The sequence below is a fragment of the [Bacillus] caldolyticus genome, from assembly GCF_003595605.1.
Lineage (GTDB): Bacteria > Bacillota > Bacilli > Bacillales > Anoxybacillaceae > Geobacillus > Geobacillus thermoleovorans.
The window spans coordinates 3,116,907-3,141,880 of record NZ_CP025074.1 but is presented as its reverse complement, the minus strand read 5'-3'; the positions used below and the strand labels follow the sequence as shown (position 1 = coordinate 3,141,880).

Below are 24,974 nucleotides of genomic sequence, written 5' to 3'. Positions count from 1 at the left end.
AAGCGGAGAAAAACGGGGGAGTGCCGCTGTTTTTGCCGGAAAACGAACGATTTACCGCGTCGCTGCTCAGCGCTTGAAGTTCCATTCGTCGCTTTCGTATTTCGCCCGCGCCAGCTCTTCAACGTACGCCCGCTCTTCGGCGGTGAGCGTGTACGGTTCCAATACGATGTTCAATCCCTTTTCAAATCCTTTGTAAAACGCCTCTTTCGCTTCCTCGATCGTCACCGTGCGGCTCGTCAACTCATTGATCGCGACTGCCTTCTTTTTAAAATCGCGCTGCAGACGCTCTTTCACCCGCTCGTTTGGATATTTAAACAAGCTGAACAGCAGCTCTTCGTCCAGATCAAGCAAAATCGATCCGTGCTGCAAAATGACGCCTTTTTGCCGCGTTTGCGCGCTGCCGGCGATTTTCCGCCCCTCAACGACAAGCTCGTACCATGACGGCGCGTCAAAACAAACGGCCGAGCGCGGGCTGCGCAAATCTGCCTTCTCTTCTTCCGTTTTCGGCACGGCAAAATACGCATCCAACCCAAGATAGCGAAATCCCTCTAAAATTCCTTGCGAAATGACGCGGTATGCTTCCGTCACCGTCTTCGGCATCGCCGGGTGCGACTCGGAGACGATCACGCTGTATGTCAATTCTTTATCGTGCAGGACGCCGCGCCCGCCGGTCGGCCGACGGACAAAGCCGAGGCCGTGCCGTTTGACCGCCTCTAAATCAATTTCTTTCTCCACTTTTTGAAAATAACCAATCGACAACGTCGGCGGATTCCAGCCATAAAAGCGGATCGTCGGCGGAATTTTGCCTTCGCTGTGCCAATCGAGAAGCGCCTCATCGAGCGCCATATTGAACGCCGGCGGGCAATAGCCGGAATCGATAAAGCGCCATACTTCTTTTGCCATCGTTCCACCTTCTCTATTGTTCCATACTCTAAACGCTGCGGCGGCTTGTCGACCACCGCCAAGGGGCGGGACGCTTTTGGCCGCCTTTATTAGTTTAGCAAACAACGCCGGTGAAGGAAAGAAAAATGGCATCGCGAAAACCTCTTTGCTTCCCGGCGGCGACTTTATATAATAGGAAATAGCAGACGAAGCGAAAGGAGGCATGACGGGTGGAAGCATTGCTCATTATTCTCGGCGCAATCATCGTGTATTCCGTCATTACGTACTTCTGGCAGAAGAGAATTGTCAAAGCATTGACAGAGGAAGAGTTCCGCGCCGGTTATCGAAAAGCGCAACTCGTCGACGTCCGCGAACCGGATGAGTTTGCGGCTGGACATATTTTAGGGGCTCGCAACATCCCGCTCACGCAGCTTCGCATGCGCATGAAAGAATTGCGCAAAGACCAGCCGATCTATTTGTACTGCCAAAACGGACTGCGCAGCGGGCGAGCCGCGCAAATGCTCTACCGAAAAGGATACCGCGACTTGTACCATTTAAAAGGCGGATTTAAAACATGGACCGGGAAAGTGAAGAAAAAAGCGTAGCCCGTTAACCAAAAAGGCGCTCTGCCCAAACAGGCAGGCGCCTCTTTTCGCATGCGCTAGACCGCCGCAAATTCCGGCGGCAGGACGACCGCCTCAAGCACCGAAGCAGCCGCGCCGATGGCGCAGCTTTTCTCTTTCAGCTTGGAGGAGATGATGGACGGCTCGCTTTCTTTTTTGACGAGAATCCGCTTTCTCACTTCTTGGCGCGCCGGACCGATCACATACTCGCCCGCTTGGGCAATCGGACCGCCGATGATGACTGCTTCTGGATTGTACGCATAAATCACCTGCAACAATCCAACGCCGAGATAGCGCCCCGTTTCCTCCAAAATGCGCGCCAGCTGTTCATCGCTTTCTGCTGCCAACGCCATCGCAGCGATGGAAAAGCGTTCATCGAGCCATTCGGAACGCCCTTCTTCAGCCAAACGGCGCTCAATGTATTTTTCCGACGCATACATTTCCCAGCAACCGATGTTGCCGCAGCTGCAGCGAATGCCGTTGACATCGATCGTATGATGGCCGATTTCACCAGCTAGGCCGCTGACACCCCGATAGAGCTGATGGTGAAGAACGACGCCGGCGCCAATGCCGATTCCGGCGCTGATGTAAACAAAGTGGGCGAACTCGTTGCCGGCGCCGAACCACTTTTCTCCAAGCGCCGCCAGTTTCGCCTCATTCTCGACAATGACAGGACGCTCAGGCCACCGTTGCCGCAAAACAGCCGCCAAGGCGACATCGTCCCAGCGCAAGTTCGGAGCAAACACAACGGTCCCGCTTTCGGTATGGACGACGCCCGGCACGCCGATGCCGATTCCCATCACGCCGTACGGCGTCGCCGGCGCCCGGCGGATGGCCGCCTCGATGAGCTCCATCATTTCGCCGATGATCGCCTCCTGCCCTTCAGACGGGCGGAACGAACGCCGTTGCTCCCAAAGAATGTCCGCGTTTAAATTGGTCAACACGGCATACAAATAGTTCACCCCCAGCTCAACGCCGATAAGCGAGCCGGCGTCGGCGTTGAAGCGAAGCATGAGCGGCCGGCGCCCGCCGGTTGACTCGCCGATTCCGCTTTCATGGACGAAATGCTCGGCGATCAGTTCGTCAACAAGCGCGGAGACAGTGGCCTTGTTCAATCCGGTTGTCTTGGCGATATCGGCGCGCGAAATCGGATGCTGGTCGCGAATCAATTTTAAGACGAGCTGTTTATTCATTTTTTTTACAAGAGAAATGTTTCCTGTCCGCACGTCTCTGTCATCCTTTTCATTTGATTGATCGAATGTGTCTTGCGAAAGGGCAGGGGCGCCTCGCTATTATGGCGGTTGCTGCATCCGTCGATTCCTGCCGTGTTCGACTCTTGACCATCAGCTTTTTCGCCCAAGCCGTCGGGCGCCCGTGCACCGACTGTTAAGGCTAACTTCTCCATATGGACACATGCTTTTTCTTTCTTGATCTTAGTTTATATAATAAACTAATTCAACATTTCTGTCAATGACTCATCCGTCGTACAAAGAAACGGCCCGCTCCGTTAGGGAGCGAGCGCTCATCAATGCTCAAACATCAGTTGTCGCTATGTTTTGGTTTTTGATAGCGCAAAATCGGCTTGCGCGCCGCGGTCGTTTCATCAAGTCGCTTCACAACGGTCGTATGCGGCGCTTCTTGAACGATTTCCGGATTTTCCTCCGCCTCTTTGGCGATTTGAATCATGGCGTCAATAAACGCGTCGAGCGTCTCTTTCGACTCCGTCTCCGTCGGCTCGATCATCATGCATTCTTCAACGATGAGCGGGAAGTAAATCGTCGGCGGATGAAACCCGAAATCAAGCAGTCGCTTGGCGATGTCGAGCGTTCTGACACCGAGTTTCTTTTGCCGGCGGCCAGAGAGAACGAACTCGTGCTTGCAATGGCGGTCATACGGCAAATCGTAATACTCAGCAAGCCGACGCATCATATAGTTGGCGTTTAACACCGCATATTCGCTCACCGCTTTTAAGCCGTCCGGCCCCATCGAGCGGATGTACGTGTACGCCCGAACATTGATGCCGAAATTGCCGTAAAACGGCTTGACGCGGCCGATCGATTGCGGACGGTCATCATCAAGGTAATAACCGTTTTCCCCTTTTTCGATGACCGGCTTCGGCAAAAACGGAACGAGGTCGGCTTTCACCCCGACCGGGCCCGAGCCTGGGCCTCCGCCGCCATGCGGGCCGGTGAACGTTTTATGCAAGTTCAAATGAACAACGTCAAAGCCCATGTCCCCCGGGCGCGCCTTGCCAAGAATCGCGTTTAAATTCGCGCCGTCATAATACAGCTTGCCGCCGGCTTTGTGGACGATTTCGGCCATTTCGACAATATGCTCTTCAAACAGCCCGAGTGTGTTCGGATTCGTGAGCATAAGCGCCGCTGTATCCGGACCGACGACGCGCTTTAAGTCCTCTAAATCGACAAGTCCATCGGCGGTCGATTTGACCGTCACCGTCTCAAAACCCGCGACCGTTGCCGACGCCGGGTTCGTGCCGTGCGCTGAATCCGGGACGATCACTTTCGTCCGGTTGAAGTCGCCGTTTGCTTCATGGTAAGCGCGGATCATCATCAGCCCGGTCCATTCGCCGTGGGCGCCGGCCGCCGGTTGCAAGGTGACCGCATCCATGCCTGTGATTTCTTTTAAATGCTCTTGCAAGTCGTACATCAACTCAAGCGCCCCTTGCACCGTTTTCTCTGGCTGAAGCGGATGAATGTGAGCAAACCCGGCGAGGCGGGCGACGTTTTCATTGATTTTCGGATTGTATTTCATCGTGCACGACCCGAGCGGGTAAAACCCGGAATCGACGCCGTGGTTTCGTTTCGAGAGCGCCGTATAATGACGCATTAAGTCAAGCTCCGACACTTCCGGGAGCTCCGGCTCTTCAGTGCGAAGATAATCGGCCGGCACGAGCTCGCTGACATCGACAGCCGGCACGTCAAGCGCTGGCAGGCTGTAGGCGATGCGCCCCGGCTTGCTTCGTTCGAAAATGAGCGGTTGATCGTTACGCATGGCCATCCCCCAATTCATTGACAAACCGATCGATTTCTTCTTTTGTCCGCAGTTCGGTGACAGCAACAAGCATATGATTGGAAAGTTCCGGATAATCACCGCCAAGGTCGTAGCCGCCGATGATCCCCTTTTCGAGCAGGCGGGCGTTCACCTCAGAAACCGGACGGTTGAGCCGGATGACAAACTCGTTGAAAAACGGACCGGCAAACGGCGACGACAGTCCGCGCTTTTCAAGTTCCACCTTCGCATAATGCGCTTTTTGCATATTCATCGCCGCCATTTCTTTCACGCCCCGCTTGCCAAGCGCCGACAGCGCAACGGAAGCGGCCAAGGCGTTTAACGCTTGATTGGAGCAAATGTTGGATGTCGCCTTATCGCGGCGGATGTGCTGTTCGCGCGCTTGAAGCGTCAAGACAAACCCGCGGCGCCCGTCCTCATCGGTCGTCTGCCCGACAAGACGGCCTGGAATTTTGCGCATGAGCGGCGCTTTGACAGCGAAATAGCCGCAATGCGGGCCGCCAAATTGCGTCGGGATGCCAAATGGCTGCATGTCGCCGACCACAATGTCGGCGCCAAACGCTCCGGGTGGAGTCAACACACCAAGCGCCAATGGGTTGCTGGCGACGACAAACAAACTTTTCTTTTCATGCGCAAGCGGCGCGATCGCTTTCAGCGGCTCGATTTGACCAAAAAAGTTCGGGTATTGGACGACAACGCACGCCACATCATCCCCCATTTCCGCTTCAAGCGCCTTAAGATCGGTGATGCCGCCGTCATACGGAATTTCTTTCACTTCGAGCTTCTGTCCTTTGGCGTACGTGCGCACGACTTCCCGATATTGCGGATGAACGGCGGTCGAGATGAGCACTTTCTTCCGCTTCGTATGCGCGGCGCTAAGAAGCACCGCTTCGGCAAGCGCCGTGCCGCCGTCGTACATCGACGAGTTGGCGACATCCATGCCGGTCAACTCGCACACCATCGTTTGAAACTCAAAAATCGCCTGCAGCTCGCCTTGGGAAATTTCCGGTTGATACGGCGTATAGGCCGTATAAAATTCAGAGCGCGACAGGACATGGTCGACGACAGCCGGAATATAATGGTCGTACACCCCGGCTCCTAAAAAGGAAACGTATTGTTTTACGCTGGCGTTTTTTTCCGCTAAGGCCGCAAGCTCTTTCCACAGCTCCGGCTCGGATTTGGCCGGTTTCACCTTCAGCTCGCCGCGGAAGCGGACTTGTTCTGGAATATCGGCAAACAAGTCGTCAATCGAGGCAACGCCGATCGTCTTCAGCATCTCCTGTTTGTCTTCTTCCGTCATCGGCAAATAACGATGGAGCACTGCGTTTTTCCCCTTTCCTTGTCGCTTTGGAATCGTCACTTGGCCCGCCTGTAAAACGGAATCGGCACGATGTTCGCTTTCAGCCGCTTGCCGCGGATGTCCACCTCCACCTCCCGGCCGATGGCAGCCACATCCGCTTTCACCAAGGCCAAGCCGATGTTTTTCTTCAGCGTCGGCGACTGCGTGCCGGTCGTGACGAACCCGACCTCTTCGCCGTCGGCAAATACAAGGTATCCGTGGCGCGGAATGCCTCTGTCGATCATTTCAATGCCGACGAGCCGGCGCGGCGGCCCTTCCTCTTTTTGCCGTTTCAATACAGCTTGGCCGATAAACGGCGGCTCTTTTTCCGTTTTGACGGCAAAACCAAGCCCGGCTTCAACTGGTGAAATCGAGTCGGACAGCTCTTGACCGTAAAGCGGCAGGCATGCTTCAAAGCGGAGCGTATCGCGCGCCCCCAGTCCGCATGGGAGAACGCCGTCACGAGCTCCGGCCGCTAGGATCGCCTCCCATAGCGCGGCGGCGTCTTCCGCTTTACAATATAGCTCAAACCCGTCTTCCCCCGTATAGCCGGTGCGCGAAACGAGCGCCTTCACGCCCGAGACTTCGACGCCGTCAGCGAATGAAAACGGGCGCAGCGCCGCCAAATCAAAATCCGTCAATCGCTGCAAGACGCGCTCCGCTGCCGGCCCTTGCAAGGCAAGCTGAGCCGTTTCGGACGATACATCTTGAAGCTCGACGTCGCCCTCAACATGCCCGCTTAGCCAAGCGAAGTCTTTTTCCGTATTCGCCGCGTTGACGACCAGCAAGTAGTCATTCTCTCCTTTTTGATAGATGAGCAAATCATCGACTGTGCCGCCGTCCTCATAGCACATGAGCGTATATTGCGCCCGGCCGGGCCGCAGTTTGGCGACGTCATTGGTCATGAGCTTTTGCAAAAACGCGAGGCTCCCACGGCCGCGGACGACAATTTCCCCCATATGGGAGACGTCAAACAGCCCGGCGCGCGTTCTTACAGCCTCATGTTCTTCCTTGATGCTGGAAAACTGCACCGGCATTTCCCAGCCGCCAAATTCAATCGTTTTGGCGCCGTAACGGGCGTACACCGAGAATAGGGGCGTGCGCTTTAGCATCTGATTCCCTCCTTTGATCCACGTCACACAAAAAAGGACAGACTTCCCCCTATCAACAAGTAAGGGGGCTCTGTCCTGGCACCTGAAAGTTTCCCGCCGGCCCGTTTGGCGCGTCCGTTCGCGGTCCATGGGGCCGATCGGTTTCCTCTTGGGTGGCCTGCGTGAACGCAGGCGCTCTCCAGAGCTGCGTCAAGCAAGAGTCTTTTTGCCTGAGAGATTCGCGTTTCCGCTTGCTCCTTCGGCGCTACATTCCGTAGTCTCTCCCCTTGCCGTCATCCGCCCATCAATAAATTGTTTCCATATCGGGCATACTAACAAACACCCTGATCAACGAGTCATGAGAATGTTCTAAATTTATACTACCATCAATCACAGTCAAAGGGCAATAGGAAATAATCGAACTTTCATGGCAATTAGTCATAATAATGTTCTTGTTTTACCCAACATACCACATGCAATCTATATAAACATTCGCAACAAGGGAAGGGGATCGCCATGAACATTGACCTTGAAATGGATGAAACATGGAAGGAGGAATTTTTGGCACGCGTCGAAAAAGACGGTCCGTGGGCGAGCTGGGAAATGTACGAACTGGCGCTTGAGGCCGCCCATCATTTAAGCGTCCCAGAATTTCATGGCTTGCAGGCGCCCAAACACCTGCCCCACTTGACGATCCTTCCGCACCAGCTTGAAGTGGCGCGCCGCGTCGTCGAGGAGATGAACGGCAAAGCCATTTTGGCGGATGAAGTCGGGCTTGGAAAAACGATCGAGGCCGGGCTCGTCTTAAAAGAATATATGATTCGCGGCCTTGTGAAAAAAGCGCTGATTCTCGTTCCCGCCTCCCTTGTTTCGCAATGGGTGAGAGAGTTGAACGAAAAATTTTTCATCCCGGCCGTCCAGCAGAAAAAGAGCTACGTCTGGGAGCAGTGCGATATCGTCGTTTCCTCGATCGACACGGCGAAAAAACCGCCGCACCGTGACATCATCTACGGGCAGTCGTACGACATGATCATCATCGACGAGGCGCACAAACTGAAAAATAACAAAACGAAAAACTACGAGTTTGTGCAAAATTTAAAAAAGAAGTTTTGTTTGCTCCTGACAGCGACGCCGATCCAAAACCGGATCGAAGAAATTTTCAACCTCGTCTCGCTGTTGAAACCCGGTCATTTAGGCAGCTCGGAACAGTTTGCCAAAACGTATGGAAAAACGCGGGCCGTACAGACGAACGACCATTTAAAAGCGCTCGTCAACAAAGTGATGATCCGCAACCGCCGCGCCGATACGCCGATCGAATGGGCGAAGCGCCACGTTGAACCGGTGCTGATCGAGTTTACGAATGAGGAACGGGAACTGTATGAAGCGGTCAAGGCGCTCCGCCGCGAATCGTTCGCCGGCTCGTTTTCGCTCATCACGCTTCTTCGCGAGGCGTGCAGCAGCCGCGAGGCGCTGTTTCTCACGATCAAAAACATGATCGATAAATGCGGTGGAGCGGTTCCAGAGCCGCTTGAACGCGTATTGGAAAAAATCAACGCCGTCACGACGAACTCAAAGGCGGAAAAAGCGCTCGAGCTTATCCGTTCCATTCATGACAAAGTCATTATTTTCACGGAATACCGGGCGACGCAGCTGTACTTGCAATGGTTTTTAAAGCAGCACGGCATCTCGTCCGTTCCGTTTCGCGGCGGCTTCCGGCGCGGCAAAAAAGACTGGATGCAGGAACTGTTTAAACACCACGCCCAAGTGTTCATCGCCACCGAGGCGGGCGGCGAGGGCATCAACTTGCAGTTTTGCCGCTATGTCATCAACTACGACTTGCCGTGGAACCCGATGCGCCTTGAGCAGCGAATCGGCCGCGTCCACCGGCTCGGGCAGACGGATGACGTCTACATTTATAACTTCGCTGTCAAACAGACGGTCGAAGAACATATTTTAACGCTTCTGTACGAAAAAATCCGCCTGTTCGAACGAGTCGTCGGCGAGCTGGACGACATTTTGGCGAAAATGAACCTCGCCAACCTGGAGCGCTACTTCGAAGACGCCTTCGTTCATTCACGGAGCGAAGGGGAGATGAAAATCAAAATGGAAAACATCGTCGCGATGATCGAGCTGGCGGAGCAGCTCGGAAAGGAAGGAGGAGAGCGGCATGCAGCAACATGAAATCCGCCGCTTTGTCGAACGCTATTTTGCGGCCAACGGCTGCACGTTTGTTGAGGCGAACGACGACTACCTTACCGTGCAACTGACGGCAGAAATGGACAAAGAGCTGATGAATCGGCCGTTTTACTGGCATTATATTGAACGGACAGGCGGCGTGCCGCAGCCGATGCGACTGACGCTCATCACCCGCGCGAGCGAGCGGACGGACAAACTCAAAGGCGAGCGCCTCCATTTCGGCGCTCCCCGGCTGCACCAGCTGTTCCGCTCAGCGCAAAAACGCGGCAGCTTCATCCGCCTGTATGAGGAGCCAAGCGCGCCTTTGGACGGCAACGCCGCCCTCCATCCATGGCTCGGCATGAACGTCACGATTTCGTACGAATGCGACCGAAAAAAAGATGAAATCGTCTCCCTTGGCCTTCATCTCATTAGCGGAACGATCGTCGAGTCGTTTCATGAGCGGATGCGCGAGCGACGGCTGACGCCGAAAATCCCTGATTACTGTTTCACCATCTCCCCGCTCATTAAACCGAGAAGCGGCATCGGCCGTCTCGAGCAATACATACGCAGCCGCATCGCCGCCGACAACCATGCGTGGGCGGATGAGGCGCGCCGACGCTGGGCCGACGATTTGGCGTTGCTTGATGAATTTTACAAAGACTGCGAAGAAAAGCCGGAGTGCTATTATATTGAGAAGGAAGCGTTGGAAAAGCAGTACAAGCCGCGCATCACCGTTTCCGTCATCAACGGCGGACTGTTTTATTTGCTGCCCCGCTCATCGTGAATCAACCCCGGGATGGGTCCATCCGGCTCACAGCGCTCAAACCGACGAACTCCCTTCCGTCGGCACGAAAACCGCCCGCCGGCCTAGGCCAGCGGGCGGCTGCTACGGGCGGCGCCGAAACAGCAAGCGAAGCGAAAGCGGCACCATGCCAAACAAGCGGTATGAAAGCGGAAGCTGCTCTTGTTTCCGCACCTGACGCCGCTGCCTCCGCTCCTCTTTCGGCAAGTCCATGTAGGCGACAAATTGTTGGGTGACAAACTTGACATAATCGTTGACCGCCATCAAATCCCCCCCTTTTTTCTTTTAGTTTTTCCGCTTCTTTCCTCTTTTAACCGTTTTGCTCTCTCCATTCGACAATATGAAGCGCCGGAAGCGTGACAGTAAACATGACAGCGCGCCTCAGTCCAGAGGCTGAACGGATGGACAAAGAAACCCGAACGTGCGCTGCATCTTCCCGCACCCACCGGTAGACGGCCCTTCCGCGCGGATAGGTCCATTCCCCAGCCTCTTCCGCGGTCGACGGATCGGCTGATGCGATGCGTTCTTTTACGTCAAACACGGCCATCTGCACAAGCTCGTCCGCCTCGGCTGCCTGCCGGGCCGCATAAGCCGCCTGTCGTTCCGCTTCATAGAGGAGCAAGACATGCGTGACAGAAAAGACAAGCAACAAAGAAACGACAGCCACAATCGGAAAAATGACACCATCTTGTCGACCCATTTCCCCTTCCCTCGTTTTTCCAGTCTAAAAGGGGGAAGCGGCGGTCAAGGGGGTCTCACCGTACAAGCCGCCCGCTAAAACGCCCGCGCCACAAACGCCTCGTAAACGGTGCCGTCATCAGCCGTCACTTGCAAAAATATCCCGCGGGTGCCGGCGCGGTACGAAACAGCGCGCACATGACGGAGCGCCGTTTCATTGCCAGCGCCGTCCACCTGGCGGATCAGTTGGGCTCTTGACGCAACAACAGAAAAACTGACCGTCTCACCGCTCCATTTTTGCAAATAGAGGACATGGCCCCCAGTCGACCACTGCCTCGTTTCATTCAGCTCGATTTGCAGCTGTTGCAAAAACAGCCGCCATTCCAATCGGGAAAACGCGTCCGTCGGCTCCGGAGCCAGCAAGCGGACGGACAACAACGCCGGAACGACCGCCGCCACCGCCATCGCAGCCGCCAGCGCCAACAGCGCTTCGATCATCGTAAACCCGTTTTCTTTTGCCGCTATCGCTTGCCATACCCGCACCGCTCCATCTCGCGGCCGACGTAATCGTTCCAACGCACGCATACTTTCCACATTCGTCCCCCTTCATCGCTCGCTTGCAGCCGAAATACTGTACGCCCGTCGGCGATCATGGTTTCTCCGGCAAGCGGCTCCTCATACAACGCGATGGCCAACAGCCGGCGCGCTTTCTCCTCGAGAATGAGGCTGTTGCGCTCATGCGCCATTTGCATCAACAGTGGAAGAAGAACGGCCGCTGTCGTCCATAGCAGCGCCAAAGCGAACAATGCTTCAACAAGCAAAAATCCGCCGCTACATTTTTTGCACATAAAATCGCCCTTTCCCCAGCAAAAAGGTGACTTTATAAGTTATTTGGCCACCCCCTATCCAAATAGTTCCAGCCCGTTCAATGTTGCCGTTGTCAGTAAAGATGAGCGGATTGCGCAGCGTGCCGAGCCGAAACCGCCACGGAGAAGGGAGCGAACGAGCGACAATCTGCCGGCCGCTCGTTGCATCAATCGCCTTGTACCCAGCGCCGCCGTCTGTAAAAAAAACCGCTACATTCACCCGCCGGGCGATGGCATGCTGCTGCGCGCCATACAAATCCGCGCGCAGCACAGCCAGCATATACATCTCCTCTTGATGGCGCACAGCGCCGCCAAGCGTCGGAACAGCCAGCGCGGCAAGCACCAGCACCACCGAGAAAACGATCAGCATCTCAAGCAGCGTAAACCCGCCGTTACGAGCCACTTTCACTCACATCGCCGTTCGCGCTGATTTGGATCGCATGACCGTTCGGACATTTGTCCGACTTGATATAGCGGCCAGCGAGCAATTCCTGCACCGTCGGAATTTTGTTATGCTCCATCTCATACGCTTTCACCTGCGCTTGCACGGTGTTCAAAAACGCCTCGCATCCTTTCGAATTGATCATGCTGTTGTGCTTTGTCATATTCGGAATGGCAATCAGCAGCAGGACAGAAATCACCATCATAACGATCAACATTTCGATCAATGTGAATCCCTTTTGATTCATTGTCACTCCTCCTCGCATACGAAATTTCAGAAAGAGCGCTTAGCGAATGGCCGGTTCAGTTCGATCCGTTCCTTGACCATCGAGTCTGTTCATTGATTGGGCCTTGGGAGGAGGGGCGCGTCCCTCTCTCAAGGAGCCAACATATCAAGATTGAGCATCTTGTTCCTACAGAGCCGTCCCATCCTTGTTAAACGGAAGTTATTTACAGTTCATTCAACATAGAAAACATCGGCAACAAAATCGCCAAATACATGCCGACGACAAACGAGCCAACCACCGCCAACAAAAGCGGCTGCATGCATTTTAAGACCGACTCGATTCGTTGTTCCATCACCTGCAGCAAAAACTCGCTGTAATGTTCAAGTTCTTTGCCAAGCTCGCCGTTCGACTGGCCGTGGCGGATGACAAGCGCCAGCTCTTGTTCGTAATAGCGGGCGGCGCCGATTAATCTGTCAAGCGCCATCCCTTTCATCAACCCGTGGCGAAGGCGCCGGCCTTCCATTTGCAAAAATGGCCAGGACGACGGCTCGCTGAACACGCCGAGCGCATCATAAACCGACAACCCGGCCTGCAGCAAGCGCCCGAGCTGTCGGGCAGTCAGGCAGGTGAGGAACAGTCTCAGAAACGAAGCAAGCCCTGGAATTCGCAAGGCGAATTGAAGTTTTCGGGAGACCGGCCAGCGGCGGAAATAAGCGGTGTAAAACAGCCCGGAGAACACCGCCAAGACGGCGATGGCCGCCATCGCCATAGGGGCATGGGCGACCACCGCAAGCAGCCAAGCGGTGTGCCCGCGTTGTGGAGAAAACGCCGCCGCCGCCCGTTCAAACTGCGGCAGCAGCCACCATTCCATCAAGACGAGCATGATGATGAGCAAAGAAAGAAGGAACAGCGGATAGCGGCTGAAGCGGTGAAGCTGCTCGTAGAAGCGCGCTTTTTGCGCCAGCGCTTCCCCTGTCTCTGCCATGCCGCGCGGTAAATCGCCATGCCGTTCGGCAAAAAAGAGAAGGTTAACCGCCATGCGGTCGACCGACAGCGCTTCGACAGCCGCAAACAGCGGCAGCCCGGCGCGCAGCTGCTGCAGACAGCGTTCCACTTCCATCCGGCGGTGTGTGGGAGCCTGAATGGCCAAAAACTCAAGCGCTTGCCCAAGGGGGTAACCGCGCTCGAGCAACCGGCCGAGCCGAGTGAAAAACAACGCCTGTTCAGCGAGCGGCCACATTTTGCGTTTCATCTTTCTCCCCCTCCGACGAGCTCAAGCATGCGAACGGGCAGGTAGCCGAGCGCAATCCCCTTGCGGATCAAGCGCGCCAGCGTCATATAAGAGCGCTTTGGCTTCCCTCTCCCATTGGAGAGGGAACGAATCACGTCCTCCAGCGCTGAACCGCAAAGCAACTCATAAACAGCCGTGCGCCGGCGTCGTCCAAGACGGCCGCACGATGGATGGCAATCGTCGCCGCACAGCGGGCAGCAAAGCTCGACAAGCCGCTGGGCAGAGACGGCAAGCAGCGTCTCGGCCAAATCGCCGAGCGGAATGCCGAATTCATGCAGCCGGTAGACGGCGCCGACTGCATCGGCGGCGTGCATCGTCGAGACGACCAAATGGCCGCTCAACGCTGAACGGATGGCAATGGCCGCCGTATCATGATCGCGGATCTCGCCGACCATCAACACATCCGGGTCATGGCGCAGCGCCGCTTTTAACCCGGCGGCGTATGTGATGCCTGCTTTTTCATTGATTTGCACTTGCAACAATCGTTCGTTCTGTTTTTCGATCGGATCTTCAAGCGTGATGATGTTGCGTTGCCTTTCAGCTTGGCAAAGATCAAGAAGGGTGTAGAGGGTCGTCGTTTTTCCCGACCCCGTCGGGCCGGTCAACAGCACAAGCCCTTGCGGATGCTGCATGAAGGAAAATAATCGTGCGGTGGAGCGGAAGAATAAAGATAGTTCGCGAAGCGGCAGCGAGAGGCGCTGCGGCAGAAGCCGAATGACGAGGCTTTCATCGTAGAGCGTCGGCAATGTCGATAAACGCAAATACACCGTTTCCCCAAACTCAGCCACTTCCATGGCGCCGCTTTGCGGACGGCGTCGTTCCCCGATGTCCATGCCGGCTAAAAATTTAAAGTGGGCGATGAGACGTTCCGCCGTTTCCTTCGAAAGCACGCCAACGTCGACAAGCATGCCATCAAGCCGAAGACGAACAGCGGCATCGCGGCGGCGCGGAACGAGGTGAAGATCCGAGGCGCGGCGCTGCACCGCTTCGGCGAGAAGGCGGTTTGCCGTTTGTTCGATCTCGTTCAGCACATATTCCCTCCTTTCGACAGACTGCTTTGTATTTCGACGAGCATGAGTCGTTATCCTGCTTTTGGCGCAGCTTTTTTGTGAAATTTTTTTGAATGTCAGTCCACTCACTGCCAATAGTGACAAAAATCATTCCTCGCTTTGGACGATTTCATTATAATAACCATATCAATGATTCATTTAGGAGGGAAACCAATGGAACAAACGCTGAAAATCACAAGCGTATTGTCTGACCCGACAAGATTTCATATTTATGAATATATGGCAAAAGTGCATCGCGAAGTTTCTGTTCAAGAAATCGCAGAAAAATTTCATATCCATCCAAACGTTGCCCGCTTGCATTTAACGAAGCTTGAAGACGTTCGCATGGTCGTATCGGATACGCAAAAAACGGGAAAAGGCGGGCGGCCGAGCCGGCTGTACCGCCTGTCCGACGAAGTGATCGGGCTGTATTTTCCGTTCCGCGATTATCAACTCCTCGCCCGCATCGCCATTCAAACGATGGCCAAACTCGGTCCCATTGGAAGCGAGGCGTTGCGTGAAACAGGAAAGCGGTTCGGCCGTGAGCTCATCGCCAGCCGTTTGCCGCATAACGGCACAGCGAGCGCGCTCACCATGGCGGACAAAATCGCCATAATGGAAGAGGCGGCCGAAGCGGCTGGATTTTTGCCGCAATTGCACTATGATGAAGAAAAAGGAGTGCTATACCTCGATATTTTCAACTGCCCGTTCAAAGAAATCGCCGCGCAAGCACCTGATACCGTCTGCGGCATGCACCACGCTTTTTTGGAGGGAATGGTCGAGACGCTGTTTGCCGGTGCTGAAGTAACGGAAACGGAAAATATGATGGAAGGCAGCCACCGCTGCGCCTACCGCACCATCATCCGTCCGTGACAGCGTCCCTCCTTCCTTCTTTTTTGTCTGAAGCAAGCAACGGCCGGCATTGGCATCATTTCTTACCACTTGTCCGAAAGCGTTATTTACATTCCCAATCATTGTACATTATAATAAGTAAGGACCAATGGTTTGCACAAACAAAGGAGGGATACATAATGGACCGCATGTTCCGCGTGCTCGCCTTTTGGACCGGCATTTTTGCTGTCATGTTTTACCTTGGCCATATGCATACGACGTCGCTCATCTTCTTTGGCCAAACCGTATTTTTCCTGTTCCTCGGCTTTTTAAAGCTGACCGAGAGAATGTACATTTACATTTTCGGGGCATATTTGACGATTTTCTTCGCAGCATTTACGTATTGGACGACTTTTATGATGGTGCCCGGCATGGGTGAATAAAAAACAGGCAGAACCTCCTGCCTGTTTTTTTGCCGCTTTGACCGGAACCCCTTTTCTCCATTGCAGATAGGCGAAGGAAGCCGTTAATCGGCCGGCAAAAACTCGGGCGCTGGCCAAAAGTCTCGCGCGGGGAGACTCATTCCTTTCTGCAAAATAAGCACGTCAAAAAAGCGGCTGACGCCATCGTCGGCGATCAGCGCGCGGATCATTCGATTTTGGCGGCTTGCCGGCGAAAAGAAATCGCCGCCTTCTGAAACGTTCCATTCATGCAAAAGGCCGGCCGCGAGCAAAAACCGATCTTGGCGAACGAACGCCACTTCCTCCCACCCAGCCTGACGGGCGTACAAGCGAAGCGCATCCCATTGTACATGGCTCGTCAAGTCCATCTCCCCCGGATGGCGAAGCGGGTCGGCAACAAGCTGATGGCGGAAATATCCGCGCAAGCTTCCATGCCGCCGCGCCGGGGCGCGCAACTGTTCGTCCGTATAGCCATAGTCGACCGTCACCATCACCGCCTGATGAAACAGCGGCCCAACCTCGAGCCAAAACGCCTTCATCGCGAGAGGCACCTCAAGCCTTTGCCCTTCAGCAAGATCCAATCCGCGCTCATGTAAATAGCGGACAATAGCGGGACGGCAAAGCGGCGCCTTTTCTTCAACGAGCTGGCCATCGCGGGCGGCGACAAAACATTCGTGCAAAACGCCGCCTTCCTTTACAATGACGTGAACGGGAAACGCATCAAAAAATTCGTTGCTAAACACAATGCCGGAAAACGGCCCACGCTCGGCCAGCCAGCGAGAGACATCGTCATATTGCTCCACCTTCTCGGCTGCGGGTTGAAGCGTTTCGCGCTGGCGCCGGCGGTGGAACGGGCTTTGGTCGATGATCGTATACGACAAGCGGTCGTATGTATGTGGACTTTTTTTCTTCCATTCTTCCAATACCGAAAGCGCCAATCTTCCGTCTCCGCCCCCCCACTCGCAAACAGCGGGCGGCAGGCCGCTCTGTTCCACCATCCGAACCCAAAGCGAAGCAAGCGCTTTGCCAAACACCGGCGCGAATGAGCTGTTCGTAAAAAAATCGCCTTCCTTGCCGATTTTCGCCCGCTCTCGCATATAGTAGCCGAATCGTTCGTCGTAAAGAACCATCTGCATGTAATCGGCGTACGACACCCGCCCACCCGGCGCTGCGGCAATCTGTTCATACAATCGACCCATCACCATTTCTCTACCCCGTCTTCATCATCATTCCGAAAGAAGCTCCCGCCTCAAGCAAAGTGAAGTGGGAGTCGTTCACTTTTTTACTGTTGACATAGTGAAAATAATCATATATTGTTATAGTAGCAGCTTAACTATATCCCCTCCCATTATTGTGGATAGAACATCCCCCAAAAACCCTTCTTGGCGCGGCTAAGAAGGGTTTTTTTGTGTGTTCCGGCGCCAGGAGGCCTTCCGTTGCGCTTTTCCTTGCCCAAAGGAGCCGCCTGCGTTTGCCCGAGGGAATTGCTTGTGTGAAGCCGACGTAGACGGCTTTTTTTCTTACGAAAACCCATGCAAAAACGGATTTGCATCCATCTCCGCGGCGATCGTCGTCTCTGGCCCATGGCCTGAAAGAACGATCGTTTCCTCCGGCAGCGTAAGCAGTTCGTCATGAATGCTTTTCAACAGCTGCTGATGGTTGCCGCCTGGCAAATCCGTGCGTCCGATGCTGCCGGCAAACAGCGCATCGCCGGAAAACACAATATTGGCTTGTTTGCAATAATACGAGACGCTGCCCGGGGAATGACCCGGCGTTTCGCGGACATCCAACGCAAACGGACCAATGTTCAGCACCGTCGGTCCTTTCAGGCATGTCGGTTCGCAGCGGACAGCGACCGGACCGCCGAAATAAAGCGAGCCATTCAATGCCGGATCTTGCAGCCATTGTTTTTCCTTTTCGTGCACATACACTGGAATGTCCCAGCGGGCAAGCACGTCCGGGATGCCGCCAATATGGTCAAAATGCGCATGCGTCAGCAAAATCGCCAACGGGGTCAGCCCTTTTTCCTCGATCCGGCGGACGAGCGCCGCGCCTTCCGCGCCGGGGTCAACGATCAGGCATTGTCGATCTGCAGACGACAACAAGTAAGCGTTGGCCTGAATCGGGCCGACAGGGATGCGCGTCCATTCCATGGCCATCTCCTCCTTTCCTTGACATGTCCAATATTTAACTTTATTTTACTGCTTTTTTTCAAGCGATGGAAGAGAAAAGAGAAAGGGACCTCGACAAATGGAGGAAAAAAGATTACAATGAAAAAGAATGGACACGTTTGTACATACTGTTTCATGAGGGGGTAAAACGATGGGTACGGTCATTATTTTTGCACTTGTGACGTTGCTTGCCCTTTATGGAATGCTCCGTACATTGCGCGAGAAAAACGTGCTCGGATTTTTGTTTGGACTTGCCACTACCGCCGTATTCGGCTGGTTTACCATCATGACCATTTTACATCATGGCATTCCAACCGGCACGCACTGAAAACGCAAGAGGCGAATCATGCCTCTTGCGTTTTTTTATGCCATTTTGAGCGCTGCTAAAAACAGGCCGAGGCTGTCGCGGTATATTCGCGCAAACTGCGAGAGCGGCAATGGATTGACACCCTCGCCGAGCTCCACCGTGTAACCGCGCCGTCTCCACGTTTGAATGAACCAATCGCGGTAGCCGGCATGGCTGTCAATGTAGCGAACAGCCTGGTAGCCGCTTGCTTCAGCCATCGCCTGAACCGTTGCCTTCGCCTCCGGCGGCTCGAACCCTTCATATCCCCAATAAATTTCCTTGCCTTGTGTATGAAACGCGACGACCATCGCAAAATCGCCCGACTCGGCGAGCTCCGCCATCGCTTTCGCCTCCGGCTCCGTAAGTGGGGCGAATCCTGGAAAATCACGCGGTGCCGGCGCTTTCGGCGGTTTGCGGGCCTGTTCTATTTCCCAGTTAGCTGGGAATTGATTGTTTAAATCAACGCCGCGGATGTTCGCTTTCCATTGCGAAAAGTCGAGCGATCCACCGTTGATGCAGACGACTTCGCTCCGATGCGGCTCTTCTTCCGGCGGGCCGTTCAGCACAAGGTTGACGCCGTCAGGATTGACCATCGGCACAACGGAAAGAGTCACTTTACGGTAATAATCAAGCACCCGATGGCCAGCAAGCTCGTCATCGTTAACCAACGCCCTCGCGTACTCGTCGATGAGCGCCATGATTACGGCCGTCGTGATCCACTCATTCGCGTGGAATGATCCGTTCATATGCACGCGCACCGGCCCGCGGCCGATTTGCAGTTCAACGAGCGGCAAGCCGAGAACGCTATGGCCGATCGTCCGCTGGCGCACAAACGGATAGCGACAGACGAGGGCGGTGATATCCTCCATCAAAGCGGCAAAATCGTACGGACGGACGCTGCGGACGACCGGGGACGAAATCCGCTTCGGCAGCGGCGCTGTTCCGTTGATGACCGCCATCGCCCCCGGCAGCCGCCGCAGCACCTCCGTCGGCAGCGATAGGCGGTCAGCGAGCGCTTCCCACGTATCGATCGGCGCGTATCCCGGGATGGCAACGGTCTGCCCAGGGCGCAATCCCTCTTCCACATGCGGATTCGAATCGATGATCAGTTCAGTCGGCACCGAAAACCATCGTCCATATGTTTCAAACGTATCGCCGGGCCATGCTTGAAGGTGCATGCGCCGTCTCCCCTTCCCATTTCTTTACCTTAACATATGTCGGCAGACGGCAAAAAATGAGCGCCTGGCAGGCGGCAGTGCACGAATGTTCGCAAACATCTCCTTCTTTAAAGTTCGTTCCAATCTCATATCATCCAACAATAAGAAAAGGCGCCCCAACCTTTTTGGGACACCTTCCGTTGTTTACGCGCCGACAAGCTCTTTCGCCAGCCAGGCGGCGCCGATGACGCCGGCATCGTTGCCAAGCGTCGCTAAAACAAGCTTCGCCCCAGCGGCGACGCGCGGGAACGCGAAGCGGCGGAAATGGGCGGCCACGCGCTCGACAAGCATGTCACCCGCCTTGGACACGCCGCCGCCGATCACGATTTTCTCCGGGTTCGTCACATTGGCGGCATTCGCCAACGCCCAACCAAGATAGTACGTTGCTTCATCGACCACTTCCAATGCCAGCGCATCGCCCGCTTTGGCGGCGTCAAACACCGCTTTGGCCGTCACATCCCCGTTGCGAAGCTCACTCGGACGCTCATCTGCGGTCAATTTCTCCTTGGCGATCCGCACGATGCCGGTGGCGGACGCAATCGTTTCCAAACATCCGGTTTTGCCGCAGTTGCAACGGGCGCCGCCATCAGGGATCATCGTCATATGTCCGATCTCTCCGCCGGCGCCGTTTATGCCGCGCACAATGGCTCCGTTGGCAATCACACCGCCGCCAACGCCGGTGCCAAGCGTCACAAACAACAAATGGCGCGCTCCTCCCCCTGCTCCTTTCCACATTTCGCCAAGCGCGGCGAGATTGGCGTCATTATCGACCGAAACGGGCAGCCCCGTCGCCTCTTCCAGCCGTTGCTTCAATGGATAATTCGTCCACCCTATATTGACCGTCTCATACAACATGCCGGTTTCCTCTTCGACCGGTCCGGGGGCGCCGATGCCGGCGGCAAGCAGCCTCTCTTTCGCTCCGCCGAGCTGGGCGAGCGTCTTTTCAAGCGATCGGGCAATGTCAGCGACGATATGCTCACCGCGATTGGCGGTGTTCGTCGGAATTTCCCATTTGTGCACGATGTCACCCTCGGTGGTGACAAACGCCATTTTGATTGTCGTGCCCCCGAGGTCAATGCCTACCAACCATGGTTCCATTGCATCCTCATCCTTTTTTCATCCGTTTTTCCCGCTCCATTTGCGCTTCCTGCCGCAAAATAAACAAAGCGGCTTGCAGCTGTTTCGCATCGATCAGCTGGGACTGGTACAGCTCTTTCACTTCCTCTTCCATCAGCTCCAGATCAGCGAGCCGGTCGCCCACGTAAATGATCGTGCCAAACCGTTTCAACAGCTGCTGAACATCGTATACCGTCTTCATCATCATTCATGCTCCTTTTTTCCTCTTTTAATGTAGCGGCAAACGGCCGCGGCCGTCAAGACAAAAAACGCAGGCGCTAAAAATCAGCACCTGCGTCAGCGGTCAGGGTCGCGCGGGTGAAGAATCGCCGGTCGCCGGTTTTTGAGCGGCATCGGCGACCGGATGAGCACGTCGCGCATCGCTCGGTAGGAGAACGGGATGAACGGCCATAAGTACGGAACGCCAAATGACGTCATCCGCGCCAAGGCAAGAATCCAAACGGTGATGCCGATGACATAACCGTACAGGCCGAACAGGCCCGACAAAATGAGCAAGGCAATGCGGACGAGCCGGTTCGCCAAACTCATTTCATAGCTGGGCGTCGCAAACGTACCGATGGCCGTAACGGAAAAATACAAAATCACTTCATTGGAAAAGAGTCCAACTTCCACCGCGATGCCGCCGATCATAAGCGCGGCGACGAGGCCGAGCGCGGTCGCCAGCGAAGACGGTGTATGAATGGCGGCCATTCGCAGCATATCCATCCCGATTTCAATCATCAAAATTTGTGCAAACAGCGGAATGTCTCCCAATTTGGCCTTTCCCAAAAACTGGAGTGGATCCGGCAGCAGTTCCGGCTCGATCATGAGCAAATACCAAAGCGGCAGCAAAAACACCGACGCCCAAACGGCCAGAAAGCGGACGAGCCGCAAATACGCCCCGACGATCGGCTTATTCCGGTACTCTTCAGCGTGCTGCAAATGATGCCAAAACGTTGCCGGGGTAATAATGACACTTGGCGATCCATCGACGATCACAAGCACATGGCCTTCATACAAATGGGCCGCTGCCGTATCAGGGCGTTCCGTATAGCGGACAACCGGGTACGGATTCCAATGCCGTCCGGAAATAAACTCTTCCACCGTTTTCTCAGCCATAACCAGCCCGTCTGTGTCAATGGCGGTAATCGATTCCCGAACGCGGCGAACGAGTTCTGGGTCGGCTATTTCCTCGATATAGCAAATGCAAATATCGGTCTTCGAGCGCCGCGCCACCTGCACGTACTCCATGCGCAAGGAAGGGTCGCGGACGCGGCGGCGGATGAGCGCGGTGTTAAAGACGATCGTCTCGACAAAACCGTCGCGCGCCCCGCGTACGACCCGTTCCGTATCCGGCTCTTGCGGCCCGCGCACCGGATACGTGCGGGCGTCAATCAAAATGATCCGCTCAACGCCGTCAACGACTAATGCCGTCGGCCCAGCAAGCACCATCGCGACCGCTTCTTCCAAGTCGTCTGTCTGTCCGATCTCGACGTACGGAAGATATTTTTTCAGGAGCTTCTCAAGCGGGTGAACGTCCAGTTCGTGTTCCTCAAGCCGGGACAAATATCTCATCAAATAATGCAAAATATCGTCTTTGACAAATCCGTCAATCATAAACAACGCCATCGCCCGGCCGCCATATTCGACGTCAAGGCGAATGACATCGAAGCTCTTCCCGACTCCAAGCCGTTCGGCTAAATAGGATGCATTGTCATGAAGGCGACGGGACGCCAGGCGTTTGGGCATCTGTTTCTCCATCGTCATCCCCCTGCATCGTTTGCACTGTATACTCCCCATCATAGACAAGCATGAGGAAATTCATACATAAATGTTCCTTGCAATGCATATATTGGTGAAAACCTTGTCCAATCCGGGAGGATGTCATGAAACGATGGATGATCCCCTTCATGGCGCTTGCTTTTTTCCTTGCCGCCGCGCTCGCCTCGCTGTGGGAGCACGATCAGACCGCTGAAACGATCAAGTTTTTCCCGCTTGATCGCGAAGCGGCGTTCATCGAAGCGAAAACATCGCTTGCGCTTGAGGGCGGCAATGAACCCGGACGCTACGCGCTCCGCTGGTCAGCCGCCTCCATTTTAAACCGCCGCGCCTATTTGCGTCAGGACGTCTCGTTGTTGTTTGCCGATGGCCGCTTGGCCGATGTGCTGTCGAAATGGAAAACGAACACGGATGCCATCGACATGGAAAAGAAGGTCCGGATGCGGGACAGCCGCTTTTTTCAAGCCGTCTCGTTCCATCACGGCGAGCTGCATACAGGAGAGAACATCACAAGCAGCCAAACGATGTCAAGCAGCTATTTGTACGTCATTGACTCACCGTACCATCCGCGCGCATCGTTCCGGCGGCCAAGAACAGATGACGAGCGCGAATGGCAGCGCGTCTTGAACAAAGCCACGAATGAATTTCTTCGTCATAAAGCGGACGAGCTGCTCACCCACTTTTCTTTGTCAAAGAAAGATTATTACGCCCTTTATTTGCCGGAGCTCGTCGCCTACACGGAACAACCGTTGCCGGGGTTGTCAACGGCAAAAACGCAAACCGTCATCGGCCGTCTTTGGGAAGGATTGTACAAGTCGTACATCCTTGGCATAAAAAAAGAGGATGGATCCATCCTCTCGCCAATCGGCAGCACGATGCCGCTCATTCTCATTCGCAAAGATTACAGTAGGCTCTTCGTTCTCATTGAAGCGAAAACCGGGGAAAAAGTGATGCTCGTGCAACTTCTTTAACACATTTCGAAAAGAGGCCTCCCACTTCAAACAAAGCGAAGTGGGGGCGTTTACCGAAATCCGATCCATAAGCCAGCGGCGACAAGCAACGCCGCCACCGCCAACGCTCCCGCCTGCCGCCCTAAAGCGGTGTGTTTTGGCAAATGAACGACGCCAGCCGCCAAAAAACCGCCAACCAGTCCGCCGATATGGCCGGCGTTGTCGATGCCGGGAACAAGCAGGCCAAACAACAGGTTGACGATGATTAAACTGATGACGTTCATCCCCATCGTTCGAAAAAATAAATGCCGGTAGACAGTGCCGAAGTAAAGAAGAGCCCCGAACAGCCCGAAAATGGCTCCCGACGCCCCGGCCGATAATGACGGTGTAAACAAAAAACTCGCCAGCGCTCCGAAAAATCCAGCCGTTACGTAAATGAACAAAAAGCGAAGCGAGCCGTACAGCCGCTCAACCGTGATCCCTAAATAATACAAGGCGAGCGTGTTGGTCAGCAGATGCAAAAAACCAATATGCAAAAACATTGGCGTCAACAGCCGCCACCATTCTCCCGCCTCAATGAGCGGATTGAATTTGGCGCCGTAGTGGATCAACACATCCGGATTCGTGCTCCCGCCGCTCCATTCGAGAACCAAAAACATCGCAACCTGCACGACGATGAACAGCCGGGTGAACATCGGCTTGCCATACTCAAAAATGCGCCGTTCCTCCTCACGGCGGCGCCGCCATTCGCGGACCACCTCGCGCTTTAAGCGCTCGGCGGCAGCAAACGGATCGGACGTTTCCACAGGCGGCTCAAAACGGAGCGCAACACCCGTCATCTCCGCAAGCCGCGGCAGCACGTCCCCCATATTGCCGCTGTGAAGGAGGAGCGTATGAAGCACGCCATCGGACACTCCAGAGAGCGGCAACGGCTCGGCGACAAGAAATTCCCAATCGTCAACCGGCGGATACACCATCACATAAACATTGATGACCCGGCCCGCTTTGCTGAAATTCCATCCCCTCATTTGCTGAACGAATTGCCATGTATATTCCATATCAAGGCGCAACGATCGGCTCCAATCAAAATCAGCGCGCACGAGGCGGATGAGTGTTGGGCGACGCCAATGGTTTGATTCCAGCCATACTTCATCGGCCTGCTCAGACATCCGTACGATGCGGTAGCCGCCGCGAGACAAACGCTGAACAAGCTGCCAAAACAGTACATCCATCGTTCCCATCACGTTCTCCTCTCCCTTTCCCTGGCGAGGCCAAGTCCGACAAACAGCAACAAAGCCAACTCATCGACCGTCCGGCAAACCGGAGCGAATGGGCCGGCGGGCGCCGGCCGCGGCGGCCGGTTTTTTCATAACCGACTTCTTCAAAAATGATTCACCGCTATTGCATCATGGACGCAACATTTGCGAAACAAGAGCGTTGCGCACAGGAGGAATGTGGAGCGCAAATCGGACAAGTTGCTTTCGCAACGACGGAACGCGCAATGCGAAGGCGGCCATTCGGTAGCGATAGCGGTAAGCAAGACATCCAGCGGCAACGACAAGCAGCGGGTACGACCATTTATTCATCGTTGTTCCTCCTTCATCAT

Annotated in this window: 28 protein-coding genes and 1 riboswitch; of the genes, 7 read left to right on the top strand and 21 right to left on the bottom strand. The window is 54.9% G+C overall.

Annotated elements, in window-relative coordinates; genetic code table 11:
- Positions 1 to 66: 66 nt before the first annotated feature.
- Complete coding sequence (locus CWI35_RS16325; RefSeq protein WP_020278531.1) at positions 67 to 903, bottom strand: lipoate--protein ligase family protein; 837 nt, start codon at positions 901 to 903, stop codon at positions 67 to 69.
- Positions 904 to 1,112: 209 nt separating this feature from the next.
- Between CWI35_RS16325 and CWI35_RS16320 the strand changes: the two genes are divergently transcribed.
- On the top strand, positions 1,113 to 1,487 hold the full coding sequence (locus tag CWI35_RS16320) for a rhodanese-like domain-containing protein (RefSeq protein ID WP_011231903.1): 375 nt from the start codon (positions 1,113 to 1,115) through the stop codon (positions 1,485 to 1,487).
- Between the two features lie 56 nt (positions 1,488 to 1,543).
- On the opposite strand, the gene CWI35_RS16315 is transcribed toward CWI35_RS16320, so the two are convergent.
- The 4 genes from CWI35_RS16315 to gcvT form a co-directional block, all read right to left on the bottom strand.
- Positions 1,544 to 2,731 carry an ROK family transcriptional regulator gene (locus tag CWI35_RS16315; RefSeq protein WP_014196334.1) on the bottom strand — a complete coding sequence of 396 codons (1,188 nt, stop codon included), beginning with the start codon at positions 2,729 to 2,731 and terminating at the stop codon, positions 1,544 to 1,546.
- 313 nt (positions 2,732 to 3,044) lie between these two features.
- Complete coding sequence (gcvPB, locus tag CWI35_RS16310) at positions 3,045 to 4,517, bottom strand: aminomethyl-transferring glycine dehydrogenase subunit GcvPB (RefSeq protein WP_012820559.1); 1,473 nt, start codon at positions 4,515 to 4,517, stop codon at positions 3,045 to 3,047.
- The gene (gcvPA, locus tag CWI35_RS16305) at positions 4,510 to 5,856 is read right to left on the bottom strand and encodes an aminomethyl-transferring glycine dehydrogenase subunit GcvPA (protein ID WP_119877925.1); all 1,347 of its coding nucleotides are present in this window, start codon (positions 5,854 to 5,856) and stop codon (positions 4,510 to 4,512) included. The genes gcvPB and gcvPA overlap by 8 nt, the downstream gene beginning before the upstream one ends.
- Before the next feature lie 35 nt (positions 5,857 to 5,891).
- A complete protein-coding gene (gcvT, locus tag CWI35_RS16300; protein WP_013144750.1) occupies positions 5,892 to 6,986 on the bottom strand; it encodes a glycine cleavage system aminomethyltransferase GcvT in 1,095 nt (364 codons plus the stop codon).
- A 187-nt stretch (positions 6,987 to 7,173) separates the two neighbouring features.
- Positions 7,174 to 7,262, bottom strand: a riboswitch (glycine riboswitch).
- A 219-nt stretch (positions 7,263 to 7,481) separates the two neighbouring features.
- On the opposite strand from gcvT, the gene CWI35_RS16295 reads away from it, so the two are divergent.
- Positions 7,482 to 9,146, top strand: a complete 1,665-nt coding sequence (locus CWI35_RS16295; RefSeq protein ID WP_119877924.1) for a DEAD/DEAH box helicase — start codon at positions 7,482 to 7,484, stop codon at positions 9,144 to 9,146.
- Positions 9,133 to 9,927 (top strand): YqhG family protein, encoded by a 795-nt coding sequence (locus CWI35_RS16290; RefSeq protein ID WP_119877923.1) that lies wholly within the window; start codon positions 9,133 to 9,135, stop codon positions 9,925 to 9,927. The genes CWI35_RS16295 and CWI35_RS16290 overlap by 14 nt, the downstream gene beginning before the upstream one ends.
- Before the next feature lie 102 nt (positions 9,928 to 10,029).
- Here the strand turns inward: CWI35_RS16290 and CWI35_RS16285 are convergent, their stop codons facing one another.
- The 8 genes from CWI35_RS16285 to comGA form a co-directional block, all read right to left on the bottom strand.
- Positions 10,030 to 10,209, bottom strand: a complete 180-nt coding sequence (locus CWI35_RS16285; protein WP_011231910.1) for a YqzE family protein — start codon at positions 10,207 to 10,209, stop codon at positions 10,030 to 10,032.
- 46 nt (positions 10,210 to 10,255) lie between these two features.
- The gene (gene comGG, locus CWI35_RS16280) at positions 10,256 to 10,645 is read right to left on the bottom strand and encodes a competence type IV pilus minor pilin ComGG (protein ID WP_047758063.1); all 390 of its coding nucleotides are present in this window, start codon (positions 10,643 to 10,645) and stop codon (positions 10,256 to 10,258) included.
- A 74-nt stretch (positions 10,646 to 10,719) separates the two neighbouring features.
- Positions 10,720 to 11,166: a competence type IV pilus minor pilin ComGF gene (comGF, locus tag CWI35_RS16275; RefSeq protein WP_047758064.1), complete on the bottom strand. Its 447-nt coding sequence runs from the start codon at positions 11,164 to 11,166 to the stop codon at positions 10,720 to 10,722.
- Positions 11,145 to 11,471 (bottom strand): type II secretion system protein, encoded by a 327-nt coding sequence (locus tag CWI35_RS16270; RefSeq protein WP_047758065.1) that lies wholly within the window; start codon positions 11,469 to 11,471, stop codon positions 11,145 to 11,147. The genes comGF and CWI35_RS16270 overlap by 22 nt, the downstream gene beginning before the upstream one ends.
- Complete coding sequence (comGD, locus tag CWI35_RS16265) at positions 11,455 to 11,892, bottom strand: competence type IV pilus minor pilin ComGD (RefSeq protein ID WP_011231914.1); 438 nt, start codon at positions 11,890 to 11,892, stop codon at positions 11,455 to 11,457. Before comGD ends, CWI35_RS16270 begins: the two co-directional genes overlap by 17 nt.
- Positions 11,882 to 12,178: a competence type IV pilus major pilin ComGC gene (gene comGC, locus CWI35_RS16260; protein ID WP_011231915.1), complete on the bottom strand. Its 297-nt coding sequence runs from the start codon at positions 12,176 to 12,178 to the stop codon at positions 11,882 to 11,884. The genes comGD and comGC overlap by 11 nt, the downstream gene beginning before the upstream one ends.
- Before the next feature lie 202 nt (positions 12,179 to 12,380).
- Entirely contained in the window at positions 12,381 to 13,409 is a 1,029-nt protein-coding gene (gene comGB, locus CWI35_RS16255; protein WP_047758066.1) for a competence type IV pilus assembly protein ComGB, read from the bottom strand.
- The gene (gene comGA / locus CWI35_RS16250) at positions 13,406 to 14,479 is read right to left on the bottom strand and encodes a competence type IV pilus ATPase ComGA (RefSeq protein ID WP_021322348.1); all 1,074 of its coding nucleotides are present in this window, start codon (positions 14,477 to 14,479) and stop codon (positions 13,406 to 13,408) included. The genes comGB and comGA overlap by 4 nt, the downstream gene beginning before the upstream one ends.
- 192 nt (positions 14,480 to 14,671) lie before the next feature.
- On the opposite strand from comGA, the gene CWI35_RS16245 reads away from it, so the two are divergent.
- Positions 14,672 to 15,370, top strand: a complete 699-nt coding sequence (locus CWI35_RS16245; RefSeq protein ID WP_011231918.1) for a helix-turn-helix transcriptional regulator — start codon at positions 14,672 to 14,674, stop codon at positions 15,368 to 15,370.
- Positions 15,371 to 15,528: 158 nt separating this feature from the next.
- On the top strand, positions 15,529 to 15,771 hold the full coding sequence (locus CWI35_RS16240) for a DUF2626 family protein (protein ID WP_008879854.1): 243 nt from the start codon (positions 15,529 to 15,531) through the stop codon (positions 15,769 to 15,771).
- A gap of 83 nt (positions 15,772 to 15,854) precedes the next feature.
- Here the strand turns inward: CWI35_RS16240 and CWI35_RS16235 are convergent, their stop codons facing one another.
- Positions 15,855 to 16,988 (bottom strand): class I SAM-dependent methyltransferase, encoded by a 1,134-nt coding sequence (locus CWI35_RS16235; protein ID WP_119878023.1) that lies wholly within the window; start codon positions 16,986 to 16,988, stop codon positions 15,855 to 15,857.
- A 321-nt stretch (positions 16,989 to 17,309) separates the two neighbouring features.
- Entirely contained in the window at positions 17,310 to 17,942 is a 633-nt protein-coding gene (locus tag CWI35_RS16230; RefSeq protein WP_011231920.1) for an MBL fold metallo-hydrolase, read from the bottom strand.
- Positions 17,943 to 18,111: 169 nt separating this feature from the next.
- Here CWI35_RS16230 and CWI35_RS16225 point away from each other — a divergent pair, with 169 nt between their 5' ends.
- The gene (locus tag CWI35_RS16225) at positions 18,112 to 18,288 is read left to right on the top strand and encodes a DUF2759 domain-containing protein (RefSeq protein WP_011231921.1); all 177 of its coding nucleotides are present in this window, start codon (positions 18,112 to 18,114) and stop codon (positions 18,286 to 18,288) included.
- Between the two features lie 35 nt (positions 18,289 to 18,323).
- Here the strand turns inward: CWI35_RS16225 and CWI35_RS16220 are convergent, their stop codons facing one another.
- From CWI35_RS16220 to CWI35_RS16205, 4 genes are all read right to left on the bottom strand, one after another.
- Positions 18,324 to 19,484: a M14 family metallopeptidase gene (locus CWI35_RS16220; RefSeq protein WP_011231922.1), complete on the bottom strand. Its 1,161-nt coding sequence runs from the start codon at positions 19,482 to 19,484 to the stop codon at positions 18,324 to 18,326.
- Between the two features lie 183 nt (positions 19,485 to 19,667).
- The gene (locus CWI35_RS16215; RefSeq protein ID WP_011231923.1) at positions 19,668 to 20,621 is read right to left on the bottom strand and encodes an ROK family glucokinase; all 954 of its coding nucleotides are present in this window, start codon (positions 20,619 to 20,621) and stop codon (positions 19,668 to 19,670) included.
- 7 nt (positions 20,622 to 20,628) lie between these two features.
- Positions 20,629 to 20,841: a YqgQ family protein gene (locus CWI35_RS16210; RefSeq protein ID WP_011231924.1), complete on the bottom strand. Its 213-nt coding sequence runs from the start codon at positions 20,839 to 20,841 to the stop codon at positions 20,629 to 20,631.
- 95 nt (positions 20,842 to 20,936) lie between these two features.
- The gene (locus CWI35_RS16205) at positions 20,937 to 22,400 is read right to left on the bottom strand and encodes a spore germination protein (protein ID WP_021322345.1); all 1,464 of its coding nucleotides are present in this window, start codon (positions 22,398 to 22,400) and stop codon (positions 20,937 to 20,939) included.
- Between the two features lie 125 nt (positions 22,401 to 22,525).
- Between CWI35_RS16205 and CWI35_RS16200 the strand changes: the two genes are divergently transcribed.
- Positions 22,526 to 23,389: a hypothetical protein gene (locus tag CWI35_RS16200; RefSeq protein WP_011231926.1), complete on the top strand. Its 864-nt coding sequence runs from the start codon at positions 22,526 to 22,528 to the stop codon at positions 23,387 to 23,389.
- 50 nt (positions 23,390 to 23,439) lie between these two features.
- Here the strand turns inward: CWI35_RS16200 and CWI35_RS16195 are convergent, their stop codons facing one another.
- A complete protein-coding gene (locus CWI35_RS16195; protein WP_014196348.1) occupies positions 23,440 to 24,609 on the bottom strand; it encodes a rhomboid family intramembrane serine protease in 1,170 nt (389 codons plus the stop codon).
- A 165-nt stretch (positions 24,610 to 24,774) separates the two neighbouring features.
- Entirely contained in the window at positions 24,775 to 24,954 is a 180-nt protein-coding gene (locus CWI35_RS16190; RefSeq protein WP_011231928.1) for a hypothetical protein, read from the bottom strand.
- Positions 24,955 to 24,974: the final 20 nt, after the last annotated feature.

Coding starts and splice junctions, on each gene's coding strand:
- CWI35_RS16325 (WP_020278531.1), bottom strand. CDS start 903: ATGGCAAAAGAAGTATGGCGCTTTATCGATTCCGGCTATTGCCCGCCG.
- gcvPB (WP_012820559.1), bottom strand. CDS start 4,517: ATGCGTAACGATCAACCGCTCATTTTCGAACGAAGCAAGCCGGGGCGC.
- gcvT (WP_013144750.1), bottom strand. CDS start 6,986: ATGCTAAAGCGCACGCCCCTATTCTCGGTGTACGCCCGTTACGGCGCC.
- CWI35_RS16295 (WP_119877924.1), top strand. CDS start 7,482: ATGAACATTGACCTTGAAATGGATGAAACATGGAAGGAGGAATTTTTG.
- CWI35_RS16290 (WP_119877923.1), top strand. CDS start 9,133: ATGCAGCAACATGAAATCCGCCGCTTTGTCGAACGCTATTTTGCGGCC.
- CWI35_RS16285 (WP_011231910.1), bottom strand. CDS start 10,209: ATGGCGGTCAACGATTATGTCAAGTTTGTCACCCAACAATTTGTCGCC.
- comGG (WP_047758063.1), bottom strand. CDS start 10,645: ATGGGTCGACAAGATGGTGTCATTTTTCCGATTGTGGCTGTCGTTTCT.
- CWI35_RS16270 (WP_047758065.1), bottom strand. CDS start 11,471: ATGTGCAAAAAATGTAGCGGCGGATTTTTGCTTGTTGAAGCATTGTTC.
- comGC (WP_011231915.1), bottom strand. CDS start 12,178: ATGAATCAAAAGGGATTCACATTGATCGAAATGTTGATCGTTATGATG.
- comGB (WP_047758066.1), bottom strand. CDS start 13,409: ATGAAACGCAAAATGTGGCCGCTCGCTGAACAGGCGTTGTTTTTCACT.
- CWI35_RS16245 (WP_011231918.1), top strand. CDS start 14,672: ATGGAACAAACGCTGAAAATCACAAGCGTATTGTCTGACCCGACAAGA.
- CWI35_RS16240 (WP_008879854.1), top strand. CDS start 15,529: ATGGACCGCATGTTCCGCGTGCTCGCCTTTTGGACCGGCATTTTTGCT.
- CWI35_RS16235 (WP_119878023.1), bottom strand. CDS start 16,988: ATGGGTCGATTGTATGAACAGATTGCCGCAGCGCCGGGTGGGCGGGTG.
- CWI35_RS16230 (WP_011231920.1), bottom strand. CDS start 17,942: ATGGAATGGACGCGCATCCCTGTCGGCCCGATTCAGGCCAACGCTTAC.
- CWI35_RS16225 (WP_011231921.1), top strand. CDS start 18,112: ATGGGTACGGTCATTATTTTTGCACTTGTGACGTTGCTTGCCCTTTAT.
- CWI35_RS16220 (WP_011231922.1), bottom strand. CDS start 19,484: ATGCACCTTCAAGCATGGCCCGGCGATACGTTTGAAACATATGGACGA.
- CWI35_RS16215 (WP_011231923.1), bottom strand. CDS start 20,621: ATGGAACCATGGTTGGTAGGCATTGACCTCGGGGGCACGACAATCAAA.
- CWI35_RS16210 (WP_011231924.1), bottom strand. CDS start 20,841: ATGAAGACGGTATACGATGTTCAGCAGCTGTTGAAACGGTTTGGCACG.
- CWI35_RS16205 (WP_021322345.1), bottom strand. CDS start 22,400: ATGGAGAAACAGATGCCCAAACGCCTGGCGTCCCGTCGCCTTCATGAC.
- CWI35_RS16200 (WP_011231926.1), top strand. CDS start 22,526: ATGAAACGATGGATGATCCCCTTCATGGCGCTTGCTTTTTTCCTTGCC.
- CWI35_RS16195 (WP_014196348.1), bottom strand. CDS start 24,609: ATGGGAACGATGGATGTACTGTTTTGGCAGCTTGTTCAGCGTTTGTCT.
- CWI35_RS16190 (WP_011231928.1), bottom strand. CDS start 24,954: ATGAATAAATGGTCGTACCCGCTGCTTGTCGTTGCCGCTGGATGTCTT.